General features: G+C 65.8%; 14 protein-coding genes and 1 tRNA gene. 9 read left to right on the top strand and 6 right to left on the bottom strand.

The genetic code is table 11. The features are described 5' to 3' along the window. The first annotated feature begins 4 nt into the window (after positions 1–4). On the top strand, positions 5–1,417 hold the full coding sequence (cysS, locus tag AC1M0F_RS06080; RefSeq protein ID WP_480237373.1) for a cysteine--tRNA ligase: 1,413 nt from the start codon (positions 5–7) through the stop codon (positions 1,415–1,417). Then, positions 1,407–2,414: a 23S rRNA (guanosine(2251)-2'-O)-methyltransferase RlmB gene (gene rlmB / locus AC1M0F_RS06075; RefSeq protein ID WP_480237283.1), complete on the top strand. Its 1,008-nt coding sequence runs from the start codon at positions 1,407–1,409 to the stop codon at positions 2,412–2,414. The genes cysS and rlmB overlap by 11 nt, the downstream gene beginning before the upstream one ends. Positions 2,415–2,444: 30 nt before the next feature. On the opposite strand, the gene AC1M0F_RS06070 is transcribed toward rlmB, so the two are convergent. Together AC1M0F_RS06070 and AC1M0F_RS06065 are read right to left on the bottom strand one after the other, a co-directional pair. After that, positions 2,445–3,728 carry a DUF4032 domain-containing protein gene (locus AC1M0F_RS06070; protein ID WP_480237282.1) on the bottom strand — a complete coding sequence of 428 codons (1,284 nt, stop codon included), beginning with the start codon at positions 3,726–3,728 and terminating at the stop codon, positions 2,445–2,447. A 62-nt stretch (positions 3,729–3,790) separates the two neighbouring features. Then, complete coding sequence (locus AC1M0F_RS06065; RefSeq protein WP_480237281.1) at positions 3,791–4,891, bottom strand: ABC transporter ATP-binding protein; 1,101 nt, start codon at positions 4,889–4,891, stop codon at positions 3,791–3,793. A 277-nt stretch (positions 4,892–5,168) separates the two neighbouring features. Between AC1M0F_RS06065 and AC1M0F_RS06060 the strand changes: the two genes are divergently transcribed. Beyond that, positions 5,169–6,107, top strand: a complete 939-nt coding sequence (locus AC1M0F_RS06060; RefSeq protein ID WP_480237280.1) for a DsbA family protein — start codon at positions 5,169–5,171, stop codon at positions 6,105–6,107. 4 nt (positions 6,108–6,111) lie between these two features. Here AC1M0F_RS06060 and AC1M0F_RS06055 read toward each other — a convergent pair whose 3' ends face one another. After that, entirely contained in the window at positions 6,112–7,449 is a 1,338-nt protein-coding gene (locus AC1M0F_RS06055; protein WP_480237279.1) for a threonine/serine exporter family protein, read from the bottom strand. Between the two features lie 83 nt (positions 7,450–7,532). Between AC1M0F_RS06055 and AC1M0F_RS06050 the strand changes: the two genes are divergently transcribed. Both AC1M0F_RS06050 and AC1M0F_RS06045 read left to right on the top strand, forming a co-directional pair. After that, positions 7,533–7,606 (top strand) — tRNA-Thr (locus AC1M0F_RS06050). Positions 7,607–7,635: 29 nt separating this feature from the next. Then, on the top strand, positions 7,636–8,586 hold the full coding sequence (locus AC1M0F_RS06045; RefSeq protein WP_480237278.1) for a DMT family transporter: 951 nt from the start codon (positions 7,636–7,638) through the stop codon (positions 8,584–8,586). Here AC1M0F_RS06045 and AC1M0F_RS06040 read toward each other — a convergent pair. Together AC1M0F_RS06040 and msrB are read right to left on the bottom strand one after the other, a co-directional pair. Then, positions 8,573–9,106: a nitroreductase family protein gene (locus tag AC1M0F_RS06040; RefSeq protein ID WP_480237277.1), complete on the bottom strand. Its 534-nt coding sequence runs from the start codon at positions 9,104–9,106 to the stop codon at positions 8,573–8,575. The two genes, AC1M0F_RS06045 and AC1M0F_RS06040, sit on opposite strands and share 14 nt — an antisense overlap. A 1-nt stretch (position 9,107) precedes the next feature. Further along, positions 9,108–9,509, bottom strand: coding sequence for a peptide-methionine (R)-S-oxide reductase MsrB (gene msrB / locus AC1M0F_RS06035; RefSeq protein ID WP_480237276.1), 402 nt, complete (start codon positions 9,507–9,509; stop codon positions 9,108–9,110). A gap of 199 nt (positions 9,510–9,708) precedes the next feature. On the opposite strand from msrB, the gene AC1M0F_RS06030 reads away from it, so the two are divergent. From AC1M0F_RS06030 to groL, 4 genes are all read left to right on the top strand, one after another. Then, positions 9,709–9,996, top strand: coding sequence for a DUF3263 domain-containing protein (locus tag AC1M0F_RS06030; RefSeq protein WP_480237275.1), 288 nt, complete (start codon positions 9,709–9,711; stop codon positions 9,994–9,996). A gap of 81 nt (positions 9,997–10,077) precedes the next feature. Beyond that, positions 10,078–10,647: a LytR C-terminal domain-containing protein gene (locus AC1M0F_RS06025; RefSeq protein ID WP_480237274.1), complete on the top strand. Its 570-nt coding sequence runs from the start codon at positions 10,078–10,080 to the stop codon at positions 10,645–10,647. A 256-nt stretch (positions 10,648–10,903) separates the two neighbouring features. Beyond that, on the top strand, positions 10,904–11,107 hold the full coding sequence (locus AC1M0F_RS06020) for a cold-shock protein (RefSeq protein WP_480237273.1): 204 nt from the start codon (positions 10,904–10,906) through the stop codon (positions 11,105–11,107). 217 nt (positions 11,108–11,324) lie between these two features. After that, positions 11,325–12,944, top strand: a complete 1,620-nt coding sequence (groL, locus tag AC1M0F_RS06015; RefSeq protein ID WP_480237272.1) for a chaperonin GroEL — start codon at positions 11,325–11,327, stop codon at positions 12,942–12,944. 81 nt (positions 12,945–13,025) lie between these two features. Here the strand turns inward: groL and AC1M0F_RS06010 are convergent, their stop codons facing one another. Beyond that, entirely contained in the window at positions 13,026–13,316 is a 291-nt protein-coding gene (locus AC1M0F_RS06010) for a WXG100 family type VII secretion target (protein ID WP_480237271.1), read from the bottom strand. Positions 13,317–13,416: the final 100 nt, after the last annotated feature.

Here is a 13,416-nt window from a genome sequence, read left to right as displayed (position 1 = left end):
GGCAATGCAACTCTATGATTCCCGGGCGCAGGCCCTCCGTGACTTCGTCCCCCTCGTTCCGGGGAAGGTCGGGCTGTACGTCTGCGGACCCACCGTGCAGTCGTCGCCGCACATCGGGCACCTTCGATCGGCGCTCGTCTACGACCAGCTGCGCCGCTGGCTGAACTATTCCGGTTTCGACGTGACCCTTGTCCGCAATGTCACAGACATCGACGACAAGGTCCTCGTCAACGCCACCGGTTCAGAGGAATGGTGGGCGCTGGCCTACCGTACCGAACTGGAGTTCACCGACGGGTACCGCACCCTCGGCATCCTGCCTCCCACATACGAGCCACGCGCGACCGCGAGCATTCAGCAGATGCACGCCATCATCGAACGCCTCCTCGCCAACGGGCACGCCTACGCCGCAGGAGACGACTCGGGCGACGTCTACTTCGACGTGCGCAGCTGGCCGGCATACGGCGAACTGACCAGGCAGAACATCGACAGCATGGAAGCGGCGACGGACGCTGATCCGCGCGGCAAGCGGGACCCCCGCGACTTCGCCCTCTGGAAGGGCCACAAGGTGGACGAGCCGGCGTCGGCCACGTGGCCGAGCCCGTGGGGCGCCGGGCGACCGGGCTGGCACATCGAATGCTCGGCCATGTCCAGCCGGTACCTCGGCAGCGCATTCGACATCCACGGCGGAGGCCTCGACCTGCGGTTCCCGCACCACGAGAACGAGCTCGCGCAGTCGACGGCTGCCGGTGACGCCTTCGCGAGTTACTGGGTGCACAACGGCCTCGTCAACGTCAATGGACAGAAGATGTCGAAGTCGCTGGGTAATTCGGTCTACGCCGCCGACCTGCTCGGCGCCGCCCGTCCGATCGTCGTCCGCTACTACCTCGGGCAGGCCCACTACCGGTCGACGATCGACTACCACGACGGTGCGCTGGCCGAGGCCGAGGCAGCCCTCGACAGGATCGAGAGTTTCCTCGAACGGGTCTCCAGGAGGCTGACGGGCACACGGTTCGCCGGCACGGGAACAGAGCGGATCCCCGAGGCATTCGCCGCAGCCATGAACGACGATCTGGCCATCCCGCAGGCGCTGGCCGTATTACATGACACAATAAGGCAAGGCAACGCGAGCATTGACGGCGAAGATCTTGCTTTCGCCGCCGCCGCGCAGGGGCAGGTGATGGCCATGACCGAGGTCCTCGGCATCAATCCGCTCTCCGCCGAGTGGTCGCACGGTCAGGACCGTGCCGTCCACGGGGTGCTCGACACCCTCGTCGACCAGCTGCTCGACCAACGCCAGAACGCCAGGGCGGCGCGCGATTTCGCGGCCGCCGACAGAATCCGCGACGTCCTCACCACCGCGGGAATCACGATTGAAGACACCTCGACAGGTGCACATTGGAGTATTGATGGCCAGTAAGCCACGCCCAGGGGCGGTACGCAAGACCAAGAAGGGCCCGGCAAAGGGCACAGGCGGACTCGGTCGTCGATCCCTCGAAGGTAAGGGACCGACGCCGAAGGCTGAGGACCGCACCTACCATGCCGCAGGAAAGCGCAAGATCGCCAAGGACCGCCTCAACCAGGCGCAGGCGAAGTCCGGTGCGCGCACCGGAACCGCGCCCGTCGCCGGTCGGAAGCCCAAGCAGAAGCAGTCGGACGACAGTGAGATCGTCACCGGCCGTAACTCGGTGCTCGAGGCACTCCGGGCCAAGATTCCCGCCTCAGCGCTCTACATGGCCACCCGGATCGAATTCGATGACCGGGTGAAGGAAGTCCTCGCACTGGCCACAGCACGTGGGTTGCCGATCCTCGAGGTGATGCGGCCGGAACTCGACCGTCTCGCCGGATTCGACTCGGTGCACCAGGGCCTCGCTCTCAAGGTGCCGCCGTACAGCTACGCGCACCCGACCGAGCTGCTCGAGCAGGTTGTGTCCCGGGGCCAGACGCCTCTCTTCGTCGCCCTCGACGGCATCACCGACCCGCGCAACCTCGGAGCGATCATCCGGTCGACCGCGGCGTTCGGCGGACACGGGGTCATCGTGCCCCAGCGTCGCTCCGTCGGCCTCACGGCATCCGCGTGGAAGACGTCTGCTGGAGCAGCTGCACGGACCCCTGTCGCCATGGCCACGAACCTCACCCAGACGCTCAAGGCGTTCAAGGAGGCCGGCGTGTTCGTCATCGGCCTGGACGGCGGAGGGACCACCGACCTTCCCGGTCTGCCCCTCGCCGACCGGCCTGTCGTCATCGTCGTCGGCAGCGAGGGCAAGGGCCTGTCACGTCTCGTCACCGAGACCTGCGACGCGATCGTGTCGATCCCCATCACATCGGCGACCGAGTCGCTGAACGCCGGGATCGCGGCATCCGTCACGCTCTACGAGATCTCGAAACTGCGCTCGAAAAAGCACGGCAAGAAGTAGCCGAAGGGCTCGAAACGGCGCGGCCGGGTCTCAGACCCGGTCGCGCCAATTCACGTCATCGGTGGCGACAACGTCGTTCGGCATGGTGATCGAACCCGTGAGCGGGGCGATCACCGTCGCCTCGTCGCGGCGGTGTCTCAGGATGTCGTTGATGTACGAGGTGAGCGCTTCGGAGAGCGGGATGTCCCTCGCCTCACGCTGAGACATGAACCAGCGGTGTTCGAGCAGCTGGTGGAACACCTCGGCCGGCTCGAGCTTGCCCTTGAGGTCGCGGGGGATCGACTTGATGACCGGCTCGAAGACGCGGGTGAGCCATTCGTGCGCCATCATCTCCTCGTCCATGTTCGGTTTCCCGAATGTCGCCGCGTACGAGTCGAGGTCGTTGAGGAGCCTGCGCGCCTGGTTCTCGCCTGCGTCGAGCCCGGTGAGGCGGAGCAGCCGGCGCTGGTGGTGGCCGGCGTCGACGACCTTCGGCTGGATCCGGACGGTCGTCCCGCCGGCATCCGTCTTGATCGCGAGCTCCTCGATGTCGAAACCGAGAGCGTTGAGGCGGTCCACGCGCTCGCTGATCCGCCAGCGTTCGCTCGATGAGAACGATTCGGCGCCGGTGAGTTCCGCCCACAGGGACCGGTATGCGGCGACGATGCCGTCGGAGAGCTGGATCGGGTCGAGTTCGACGTCGACACGTCCGCCGGCTTCGAGGTCCATCAGTTCGCCGGCGATGTTGACGCGGGCGATCTCAAGGTCGTTCTCGCGCTGGCCGTTGGACAGGCCGCCCTCGTAGAGCTTGCCGGTCTCGGCGTCGACGAGGTACGCGGCGAAGGCGCCGGCGTCGCGACGGAAGAGCGTGTTGGAGAGCGAGACGTCGCCCCAGAAGAACCCGGCGATGTGGAGCCGCACGAGGAGCACCGCGAGGGCGTCGACGAGCCTCGAAGCCGTGTCAGGACGGAGTTGCTGCGAGAACAGGGCGCGGTAGGGGAGCGAGAACTTGAGGTGCCGGGTGACCAGGGCGCTCGGCAGCGGCTCACCGGAGTCGTCAGAACGGCCCGTGATCACGGCCACGCGGTCGACGCAGGGAATGTCGAGGCGCTGCAGCGTGCCCAGCATGTCGTATTCGCCGCGTGCCATCTCTGCCGTCGTTTCCTTGACGGCGACGACGTAACCGGACAGGTTGGCGAACCGCACGAGGTGGCGGGAGATGCCCTTGGGCAGGGAGGCGATGGTCTCGTTCGGCCAGTTCTCCAGAGGAAGATCCCAGGGGAGGTCGAGGAGTGCGGGGTCGACGGTGGCCGCGGTGATGCTGAGTGAGGTCATGGTGGCTTAAACAGTAGCGCCGGCTGACGGAGCGAAAGACCCCATCAGCCGGCGCGATGCTGTCAGTCCGCGTGGACTGCCGCGTTGAGGCGAAGCCCGGACTCGGTGTCGAAGAGGTGCACGTGGCGCGGCGTCGGGATCAGGAAGACCTTCTCACCGGCGTGTGCGTGGGTGCGTCCGTCGACGCGCGCGACGAGGTCGGTGCGCTTGCCGTTGACGTCAGCGTGTCCGTAGAGGTAGCCGTCAGCGCCGAGTTCCTCGACGAGGTCGACCTGGACCTCGAGGCCGTTGCCCGGTTCAGTCGACACTTCGATGTCCTCGGGACGGACACCGACGGTGACCTGCTTGGCGCTGGCCTGGCCGAGGACGTCGCGGTCGACGGGAACGACGCGCGCGCCGAACTGGATGCCGCCGTCAGCGACATCCGCGGTGAGGAGGTTCATGGCTGGGGAGCCGATGAACCCGGCGACGAAGACGTTCTGCGGGCTCTCGTACAGGTCGCGAGGCGTTCCGACCTGCTGCAGGATGCCATCCTTCAGCACGGCGATCCGGTCACCCATGGTGAGTGCCTCGGTCTGGTCGTGCGTGACGTAGACCGTGGTGACACCGAGGCGGCGCTGGAGCGACGCGATCTGCGTACGGGTCTGGACGCGGAGCTTGGCGTCGAGGTTCGACAGCGGCTCGTCCATGAGGAAGACCTGGGGCTGACGGACGATGGCGCGACCCATGGCAACACGCTGACGCTGGCCACCGGAGAGAGCCTTCGGCTTGCGGGTCAGGTACTCCTCGAGGTCGAGGAGCTTGGCAGCCTCGAGAACGCGGCTGGCGCGCTCGTCCTTGTTGACGCCGGCGATCTTCAGGGCGAAGCCCATGTTCTCTGCGACGGTCATGTGCGGGTACAGCGCGTAGTTCTGGAACACCATCGCGATGTCCCTGTCCTTCGGCGGCACGTCGGTGACGTCGCGGTCACCGATGAGGATGCGGCCGTCGTTGACCTCTTCGAGGCCGGCGAGCATACGCAGAGACGTGGACTTACCACAGCCGGACGGGCCAACCAGAACAAGGAATTCGCCATCGGCGACCTCGAGGTTGAGTTTGTCAACGGCGGCGCGGGTGCCACCGGGGTACAGGCGGGTGGCGTTGTCGAACGTGACGGATGACATGTGTATTTCTCCTTCACCGGCAGGTACGTGCCGGACGATCCGAGTGAATGGAATCATGCATTGCGTGCTGCGTTGCATGCGCACGAGCGTGTGGGTACACGATCGCGATTTCACCAGTATTGCACGACGGCACCCCGCGACTGGAATCGGGACGCTGCGTCCGGACCGGCCGCGTCCAGCATCCGTTTGGGCATTTCCCAGACTGCGGAACTACGATCGGTGGGTGTTGGGTTCGGCAGGCCGTGCCCGACTGTCTACTTAAACGAAGCGAGGATTCATGGACAGCGGCGGACCGGAAGTTCCTCCGACGAAGAACCAGCGACGCGAGGCGACTCGCGAGAAGGCGAAGGAACTTCGGGATGCCCAGCGCAAGCGGGAGAAGCGGAATCGCATCTTCCTGCAGGGTGGAATCGTCGTCGTGGTCCTCGCCGTCATCGCCGGTGTCGCGTTCATCATCACGAGCGCGATCCGTCCACCGACTCCAGGCCCGGCCAACATGGCCAGCGGCGGAATCGTCATCGGTGAAGAGCTCAAGGTCGTGAAGAGTCCTGCTCTCGCCGCAGGTGCAGAGCCGGTGCCCACCTCCATCGACCCGAACGTCCCGAACATCCGGATCTTCGTCGACTACCTCTGCCCGCTGTGCGGCCAGTTCGAAGCGACCAACACGGAACAGCTCGCGACCTGGGCCGAGAACGGCACTGCGACCGTCGAGTACCACCCGATCGCCATCCTCACCGGCCGGTCTGCGGGAACCCAGTACTCGCTCCGCGCCGCCAACGCCGCCGCGTGCGTGGCGAATTACGCGCCGAACAACTTCTTCACCTTCAACACGCTGATGTTCGAGAACCAGCCTGAGGAAGGCACCGAAGGGCTCTCGGATGACCAGCTGAAGCAGATGGTCGCAACGGCAGGCGAGACCGAAGCGGGAACCGCTCCTGCCGGCCCGGCCCAGGGCAGCATCGAGTCCTGCATCGACGACGCGACCTTCAAGACCTGGGTGCAGTCGTCCACCGACCGCGCAACGACTGAAGCTGTGCCGAACTCGTCGCTGAGCAAGGTCAAGGGAACCCCGACCGTCCTTGTGAACGACAAGCAGTACACCGGCTCGATCACTGACGAGAAGGAATTCCAGGCCTTCGTGCTCTCCGTCGCGAGCGAGACCTACGCGAAGTCGAGCCCGAGCCCGTCGCCCTCGCCTTCGGCGCCGGCCGAGTAGCGGGTCAGATCTTCTCTTCCCGCTTCCGCCCCAGGCGGACCTGAACACCCATCAGCGGGCCGACGAACCGACGCTGGATGCGCCTGGCAGGGCCGAGAGCGTTCTGGACCACGTACTGCCCGAGCAACGCCCCCGCAGCGAGTGCGACGGCGACAGAGGCCGCTTCGAGCATGCTCAGCAGCCCCTCGATCGACCCGGCGCTCAGTTCGAGCAGCCCCCTGAACAGGATCAGGCCAGGCACGAGCGGGACGAGCGCCGAGACGACGAGCGGCAGCGGCGGGATGCGCACGATGCGTGATGCGACTGCGGACAGGACGCCGACGACGAGAGCGGCTGTGCCAGCAGCCCAGGCCACTCCGACCTCTGTGGCGACGCCCGAGGCGTAGACCAGGTATGCGACGATTCCCAGTGCGCTGACGGCCCAGATCGCCCGCGGCGGGACCTCGACGGCGAGGGCGAACCCGACGATGATGACGACGGATGCCACGAGCTGAAGCGGGATCTCGGCGAGTGTCGGCGCCACGTACGGCTCGATGTCCAGCACCAGGCCGAACCGTGCAAGAAGCATCGTGGTTCCTGCGACGCCTGCGACGAGGCCGCCGGTGATGAGCAGCGCTTCGAGGACACGTGCCGTTCCTGTCACGTAGAACCCGGACAGGACGTCCTGCACGGCGCCGAATGATGTCACCCCTGCCAACAGCATGATGATCGTGGCGACGACGACCAGCGACGAGTTCGCTGCCGGGTCGATGAAGTGCACGACGGCGGCGACGATCGGCCCGACGGCGCCGCCGGCCAGTGTCTGGTAGAACACCGAGATCCTGGTCTTGGCGAGCGTCCCGGTGAGCAGGTCGACGAAGAAGGTGGCGACGAACGCCGCGGCAATGACGAGCGGCCCGCCGCCGAGCAGGAAGGCGGCTCCTGCGCCGACGAGGCTCCAGCCGGTGCGCCTGACCAGGATCGGATAGATCGGCCGCGCGCCGATGATCGCGTTGACCCGTGCCCTGGCTTCGGCAACGGGGATCGGATCGTGCAGCAGGTCGCCGATGAGTGTCGACGTGTTCGTCAGGCGTGTGTAGTCGATGGTCCGGTATTTGACGTTCCTCGACCGGGTGATGCTGTCGCTGGTCGACGCATCGTCCCAGGTCAACGTGATCACCGTGTGCGTCACATCCGCCTCGCAGCCCTTGAGACCGTACGCCCTCGTTACCGCGAGCATCGTCGCCGTAGCATCCTCGGCGCTCGCACCGGACGCGAAGATCACTTCGCCGCACCGGATGGCCAGGTCGAGGACCGATCGGCTGAGGTCGGGGGAGCCGGTCGGTGTGGACTGGTCAGGCATGCGTGTCTTTCGTCGTGGACGGTCCTCCCAAGGATGTCATGGCCGAAGGGCCCGCGACCGTTGGTTATGATTGACGAGTCCACGCCGCCTTAGCTCAGTTGGCCAGAGCAGCGCACTTGTAATGCGCAGGTCGTCGGTTCGAATCCGACAGGCGGCTCTCATGTTCGAACTTCTCAACCCAGCCTCGTGACCGCGCAAGCCCACGGCCGCGTTCCCACGTGGCTCGCCGTCACCCTCGCCGCGATCTGCGGAGCGCTCGCCGCGGTGCAGACCCGGCTGAACGGTGCCCTCGGCGTCGCGCTCGGCGACGGGTTCGTGGCGGCCGCCATCTCGTTCGGTTCCGGGCTTCTCATCCTCACCGTCTGCATGGTGTTCGTCCGCAGTGGCAGGGTGGGTCTCGGTAAGGTCTCCCGCGCCCTCCGGAACGGCAGCATGCCGTGGTGGACCGTTCTCGGCGGCCTCTCCGGCGCTTTCCTCGTGCTCTCCCAGGGCATCGCGGGTGCCGTGGTCGGAGTCGCCCTGTTCAGCGTCGCCCTTGTGGCCGGGCAGACCGTGTCAGGACTGATCCTCGACAGGATCGGGTTCGGGCCGCACGGAAAAGTGCCCAGCACGTGGCCAAGGCTCGTCGGTGCCGGCCTCACCATCGTCGCCGTCGTGTGGTCGGTGTCCGGTCAGGTCGGTGGTTCCGTCCCGCTCTGGATGCTCGCGATGCCGCTCGTTGCCGGATTCGGAACCGGCTGGCAGTCTGCCGTCAACGGCAGGGTCAGGGCACGCGCGAACAGCGCATTTTCGGCCACGTTCATCAATTTCGTCGTGGGAACGGCAGCCCTCGTCGCCGTGATGCTCGTGCGTGCAGGATTCGTCGGCTGGCCCGACCGGCTGCCGACCGAACCGCTGCTCTACCTCGGCGGAGCGATCGGCTGCATCTTCATCGGCGTCAATGCATACCTCGTCGCGCACACCGGCGTCCTGATCCTCGGACTCGGCACTGTTGCGGGGCAGCTCGTCGGTTCCGTCCTGATCGACGCCGTCGCGCCGGGCGGCGCCGGGCTGGGATTCGCGACGGTCGGCGGAGCAGTGCTCGCCCTCGTCGCGGTGGCCGTGGCGACGATCAGGCGGCGGCCTACAGCTCGGTGATGAACTTCTCGGCGTCGATCATTCTGCGGTGGCCCGGCTTCACCTTCTCAGGGATGCCGCCGACGTAGAGCCAGCCGAGCAGCTCCTCGTTCCTCGCGAGCTTGTGCATCTTGCGAACGGGCTTCGACCGCGTGTAGTGGCCGCTGCGCCAGAACACACCCCAGCCGGCATCGTGCAGGAGCAGGCTGAGAGTGTGTGCGACTCCTGATGCGACGGTCTCCTGTTCCCAGACCGGGACTTTTCCGCTCTTCTTCACGCTCACGACGATCGCGATGAGCAGCGAGGCGCGGAGCGGCTTCGTCGACGGCTTGTCGTCACCCTCCGCTTTGGCGATGGCCTTGCCGAGCTTGTGGCGAGCGTTCCCGCGCAACTCGATCAACCGCCATGGGCGGAGGGCACTGTGATCGGCCACACGGGCGGATGCCGCGACGAGCGGGAGAAGCTCCTCATGCGTCGGGGCATCCTCCGTCACCTTCGACCAGGACCTGCGTCCGGCGACGATGTCGATGAGATCCGGCACGTTACTCGGCCGGGGCGAAGTTCAGCGAGAGCGAGTTCATGCAGTAGCGGTCACCGGTCGGGGTGCCGAAACCGTCATCGAACACGTGACCGAGGTGTGAGTCGCAGGTGGCACAACGGACCTCGGTGCGCACCATACCGAGCGAGTTGTCCTCGATCAGCTTGACGGCCTCTGGCCGGACCGACTCGTAGAAGCTCGGCCAGCCGCAGCCGGAGTCGAACTTCGTGCCGCTCTTGAAGAGTTCGGCGCCACAGGCGGCACAGGTGTAGAGGCCTGCGCGGCCTTCGTCGAGAAGTTCACCCGTCCACGGACGCTCGGTCGCTCCTTCACGCAGCACCGCGTACTGCTCGCTGCTCAGGGTCTCGCGCCACTCTTCGTTGCTCTTGTTCACTGGCTGGGTCATGGGTCGTACTCCTCACGGATAGATCTTGCGTCTTATCTAACCGGTTCGGAGCCGGTCATGTTCCCTGCTGTGGCTCAGGCTGGGGAAACACTGAGTAATCATCGTGGCCGACGCGCGCGGTTGAGCGTTTCTTCAGCACCGCCCGCATTAGTATGGCGACACGGCCAGAGTCAGGTTGAGATTCGAGCGGTGGTGGACGATGAGCGGAAAGCCGGACAGATCGGCGCACGGACACGCGGATGCCCTCGACGAACGTGACCTCGCCATCCTCGACTTCGAGAACCAGTGGTGGCAGCACGCCGGGCTGAAGGAAGAGGCGATTCGTTCCACGTTCTCGTTCTCGCCCACCCGGTACTATCAATTGTTGGGCGTTCTCATCGATTCGCCCGCCGCCCTCGTGCACGATCCCCTTCTGGTCAAGCGTCTCCAGCGACTGCGAGACACCCGGCAGGCCGCACGGCGGGCGCGAGCCCGAAACGCGGACTGAGACCAGCGGTCAGCTCACTCGGGCGCCGGATCACCGCCGTTCACACCCGCACGCGACCGCAGAGGACTCCAGAGCACCGATATGGCTCACCATTACGCCAAGGACAGGTTCGACGAGGTCCCCGCTGATTTGAAGCGCGTCGGCGCGCACCGCGCCCCTGTCCGTCCAGGACGGAGCTGGTTCGTCTTCCTCTGGTCTGCACTGGCCGTGATCGTCCTCGTGGCCGGCGGGATCGTCGGCTTGAACCTGCTCGGTGATCGCATCAACTTCGTCGACACATCCACGCCTGCCGCGACGACACCGACGCCCACTGAGACCCCGACCGCCGCCCCGACGATCGACCCGAACTCCATGGTCACCGTCCTCAACGGAACCGAGACGAGGGGGCTCGCCACGCAGGCCATCGAGCAGCTGAACGCCGCGGGCTGGACCCAGAGCATCACTCCCGGCAGCGCATCGGCAACGGACGTGGCGACCACGACCGTGTACTACGAGGACCCGACACAGGAGGGCGCAGCGCGCGGTCTTGCCCAGGACCTCGGAATCGGGAGCATCCAGCTGTCGACGCAGTTCCAGATCCCCGTCGGTGAGGGCGAAGAGCCGATCCTCCAGATCACCGTCGTGCTCGGCGCGGACTACGCCGCGGCGTAGGACCCAGGTCGGTGGCCGCCGCGTCATGTTTCGGCCCTGTTTCCCGCGTGTTGAGAGGGTGGAAACTCCCGGAAATCCGGCGCAAACTCCTGTTGGAACGACCGATTCCCTCGCTAGTATCTGGAACTGGTCAAACATTGTGCTCCATCGCACCAGCCTTCCAGGCAGACGACGGTCGGCACGATCGCCGGGCCTTGGTGCGGCAGACCCGGGCGGGCGCCTGCCTGCACGAGGAACACAGCAATGGGAGTAACACATGGCGAACGGGACCGTGAAGTGGTTCAACGCTGAGAAGGGCTACGGCTTCATCACTGTCGATGGCGATGGGCAGGACGTCTTCGTCCACTATTCCGCCATCGACGTGGGTGGGTACAAGTCGCTTGAAGAAGGCCAGCAGGTGAGCTTCGAGATCGGTACAGGGGCGAAGGGACCGCAGGCGGAGGCCGTGCGACCAGCCTGAGCCACCACTCGATCCGTCACGACGCCGTCCGCGCATCCGCGGGCGGCGTCGTGCTGTTCCTGAAGGCCGCGCTGCTGTCGGTTCCGCGCCCGGCGTAACCTCAGCCCCCGACCTGTTGAGCTTGCACTCGCAGGTGCAGAGTGCCAGAATCGTGTTAGCACTCGCATTCGTTGAGTGCTAACTACGTTCATCACGTCCGGGAGGGACGAAAAACCACATGGCAAAAATCATTGCTTTTGACGAGGAAGCCCGCCGCGGCCTCGAGCGCGGCCTGAACATTCTGGCTGACACTGTCAAGGTCACGCTTGGCCCCCGCGGTCGCAACGTTGTCCTTGAGAAGAAGTGGGGCGCCCCCACGATCACCAACGATGGTGTGTCCATCGCCAAGGAGATCGAGCTCGACGACCCGTACGAGAAGATCGGCGCAGAGCTGGTCAAGGAGGTCGCCAAGAAGACCGACGACGTCGCGGGCGACGGCACGACCACCGCAACCGTTCTGGCTCAGGCTCTCGTCCGCGAAGGCCTGCGCAACGTCGCAGCCGGCGCTGACCCGATCTCGCTGAAGCGTGGCATCGAAAAGGCCACCGCTGCGGTCATCGAAGAGCTCATCGCCAACGCGAAAGAGGTCGAGACCAAGGAAGAGATCGCGGCAACAGCCTCCATCTCGGCCGGCGACTCAGAAATCGGCGCGATCATCGCCGAGGCGATCGACAAGGTCGGCAAGGAAGGCGTCGTCACCGTCGAGGAGTCGAACACGTTCGGCACCGAGCTCGAGCTGACCGAGGGAATGCGCTTCGACAAGGGATTCCTGTCGGCATACTTCGTCACCGACCCCGATCGCCAGGAAGCCGTGTTCGAGGACCCATACATCCTCATCGCGAACTCCAAGATCTCCAGCATCAAGGATCTGCTCCCGATCGTCGACCAGGTCATCCAGTCGGGCAAGCAGCTCCTCATCATCGCTGAGGACGTCGACGGCGAAGCCCTCGCCACCCTCGTCGTGAACAAGATCCGCGGCATCTTCAAGTCGGTCGCCGTCAAGGCACCTGGCTTCGGAGACCGTCGCAAGGCTCAGCTGCAGGACATCGCGATCCTCACCGGCGGACAGGTCATCTCGGAGGAGGTCGGCCTCAAGCTCGAGAACGTCACGCTCGACCTTCTCGGCCGTGCACGCAAGGTCGTCATCACCAAGGACGAGACCACCATCGTCGAAGGTGCCGGCGATACCGAGCAGATCGCGGGCCGCGTCGCCCAGATCCGCAAGGAGATCGAGAACACCGACAGCGACTACGACCGCGAGAAGCTGCAGGAGCGCCTGGCCAAGCTGGCCGGCGGTGTTGCGGTCATCAAGGCCGGAGCCGCGACCGAGGTCGAGCTCAAGGAGCGCAAGCACCGCATCGAGGACGCCGTCCGTAACGCGAAGGCTGCCGTCGAAGAGGGCATCGTCGCCGGTGGTGGCGTTGCGCTCATCCAGGCTGGCAAGACCGCATTCGAGAAGCTGTCGCTCTCGGGTGACGAGGCAACCGGCGCGAACATCGTCAAGGTCGCCATCGACGCTCCGCTCAAGCAGATCGCGCTGAACGCCGGCCTCGAGCCGGGTGTTGTGGCCGACAAGGTCCGCAACCTGCCCGTCGGACACGGCCTCAACGCCGCGACCGGTGAGTACGTCGACATGCTCGCTGCAGGCATCAACGACCCGGTGAAGGTCACCCGCTCGGCGCTGCTCAACGCATCGTCGATCGCCGGACTGTTCCTCACCACCGAGGCCGTCGTCGCCGACAAGCCGGAGAAGAACCCGGCTCCGGCCGGCGACCCGACCGGTGGCATGGACTTCTAAGTCCGAGCAACTCGTTTCAGACAGCGGGGCGTCTCCTTCGGGAGGCGCCCCGCTGTCGTGGTCTCGGCCTGTGGGCCGTGATCAGACCCGGAACAGGTCGGTGTTCGACCGCTCGATCTCCTGGTACTGCGCACCGGCCCTCGCCAGTGCCGTATTGATGTGCACAGCGCTCTCCTCGACCCGCCGCTGCGTGCCGCGCCAGTCGGCCACGACGCCCTGGAAGGCGTTGGCTGCCTCGCCCGTCCACGACGACTGAAGTTCGGTCAACTGGTGCATCATCGCGTTGACCTCCCCCTGGATCGTCTCGATGCGCGCGCGGACCGAGCCCGTCGTGCCCATCACGATGTCGCTGTCGACCTGGTACCTGGTCATGGTTCTCTCCTCGCCTGCGGATGCTCACTGGCGGCATCCGTCGCGGCCGACGGTAGCCGCCTGATCTGCGGCAGACGGAGGGCTGATGCTCGCAGGGGAG

This window comes from Mycetocola sp. Y719 (assembly GCF_056713205.1).
The sequence above is the reverse complement of the archived record's forward strand: the minus strand, read 5'-3'. Positions and strand labels throughout refer to the sequence as shown.

What these genes read in the sequence shown, in the direction of transcription:
- AC1M0F_RS06020 (WP_480237273.1), top strand. Translation starts at nt 10,904, where the DNA reads ATGGCGAACGGGACCGTGAAGTGGTTCAACGCTGAGAAGGGCTACGGC.
- AC1M0F_RS06055 (WP_480237279.1), bottom strand. Translation starts at nt 7,449, where the DNA reads ATGCCTGACCAGTCCACACCGACCGGCTCCCCCGACCTCAGCCGATCG.
- AC1M0F_RS06030 (WP_480237275.1), top strand. Translation starts at nt 9,709, where the DNA reads ATGAGCGGAAAGCCGGACAGATCGGCGCACGGACACGCGGATGCCCTC.
- AC1M0F_RS06070 (WP_480237282.1), bottom strand. Translation starts at nt 3,728, where the DNA reads ATGACCTCACTCAGCATCACCGCGGCCACCGTCGACCCCGCACTCCTC.
- groL (WP_480237272.1), top strand. Translation starts at nt 11,325, where the DNA reads ATGGCAAAAATCATTGCTTTTGACGAGGAAGCCCGCCGCGGCCTCGAG.
- msrB (WP_480237276.1), bottom strand. Translation starts at nt 9,509, where the DNA reads ATGACCCAGCCAGTGAACAAGAGCAACGAAGAGTGGCGCGAGACCCTG.
- AC1M0F_RS06065 (WP_480237281.1), bottom strand. Translation starts at nt 4,891, where the DNA reads ATGTCATCCGTCACGTTCGACAACGCCACCCGCCTGTACCCCGGTGGC.
- AC1M0F_RS06060 (WP_480237280.1), top strand. Translation starts at nt 5,169, where the DNA reads ATGGACAGCGGCGGACCGGAAGTTCCTCCGACGAAGAACCAGCGACGC.
- AC1M0F_RS06010 (WP_480237271.1), bottom strand. Translation starts at nt 13,316, where the DNA reads ATGACCAGGTACCAGGTCGACAGCGACATCGTGATGGGCACGACGGGC.
- AC1M0F_RS06025 (WP_480237274.1), top strand. Translation starts at nt 10,078, where the DNA reads ATGGCTCACCATTACGCCAAGGACAGGTTCGACGAGGTCCCCGCTGAT.
- cysS (WP_480237373.1), top strand. Translation starts at nt 5, where the DNA reads ATGCAACTCTATGATTCCCGGGCGCAGGCCCTCCGTGACTTCGTCCCC.
- rlmB (WP_480237283.1), top strand. Translation starts at nt 1,407, where the DNA reads ATGGCCAGTAAGCCACGCCCAGGGGCGGTACGCAAGACCAAGAAGGGC.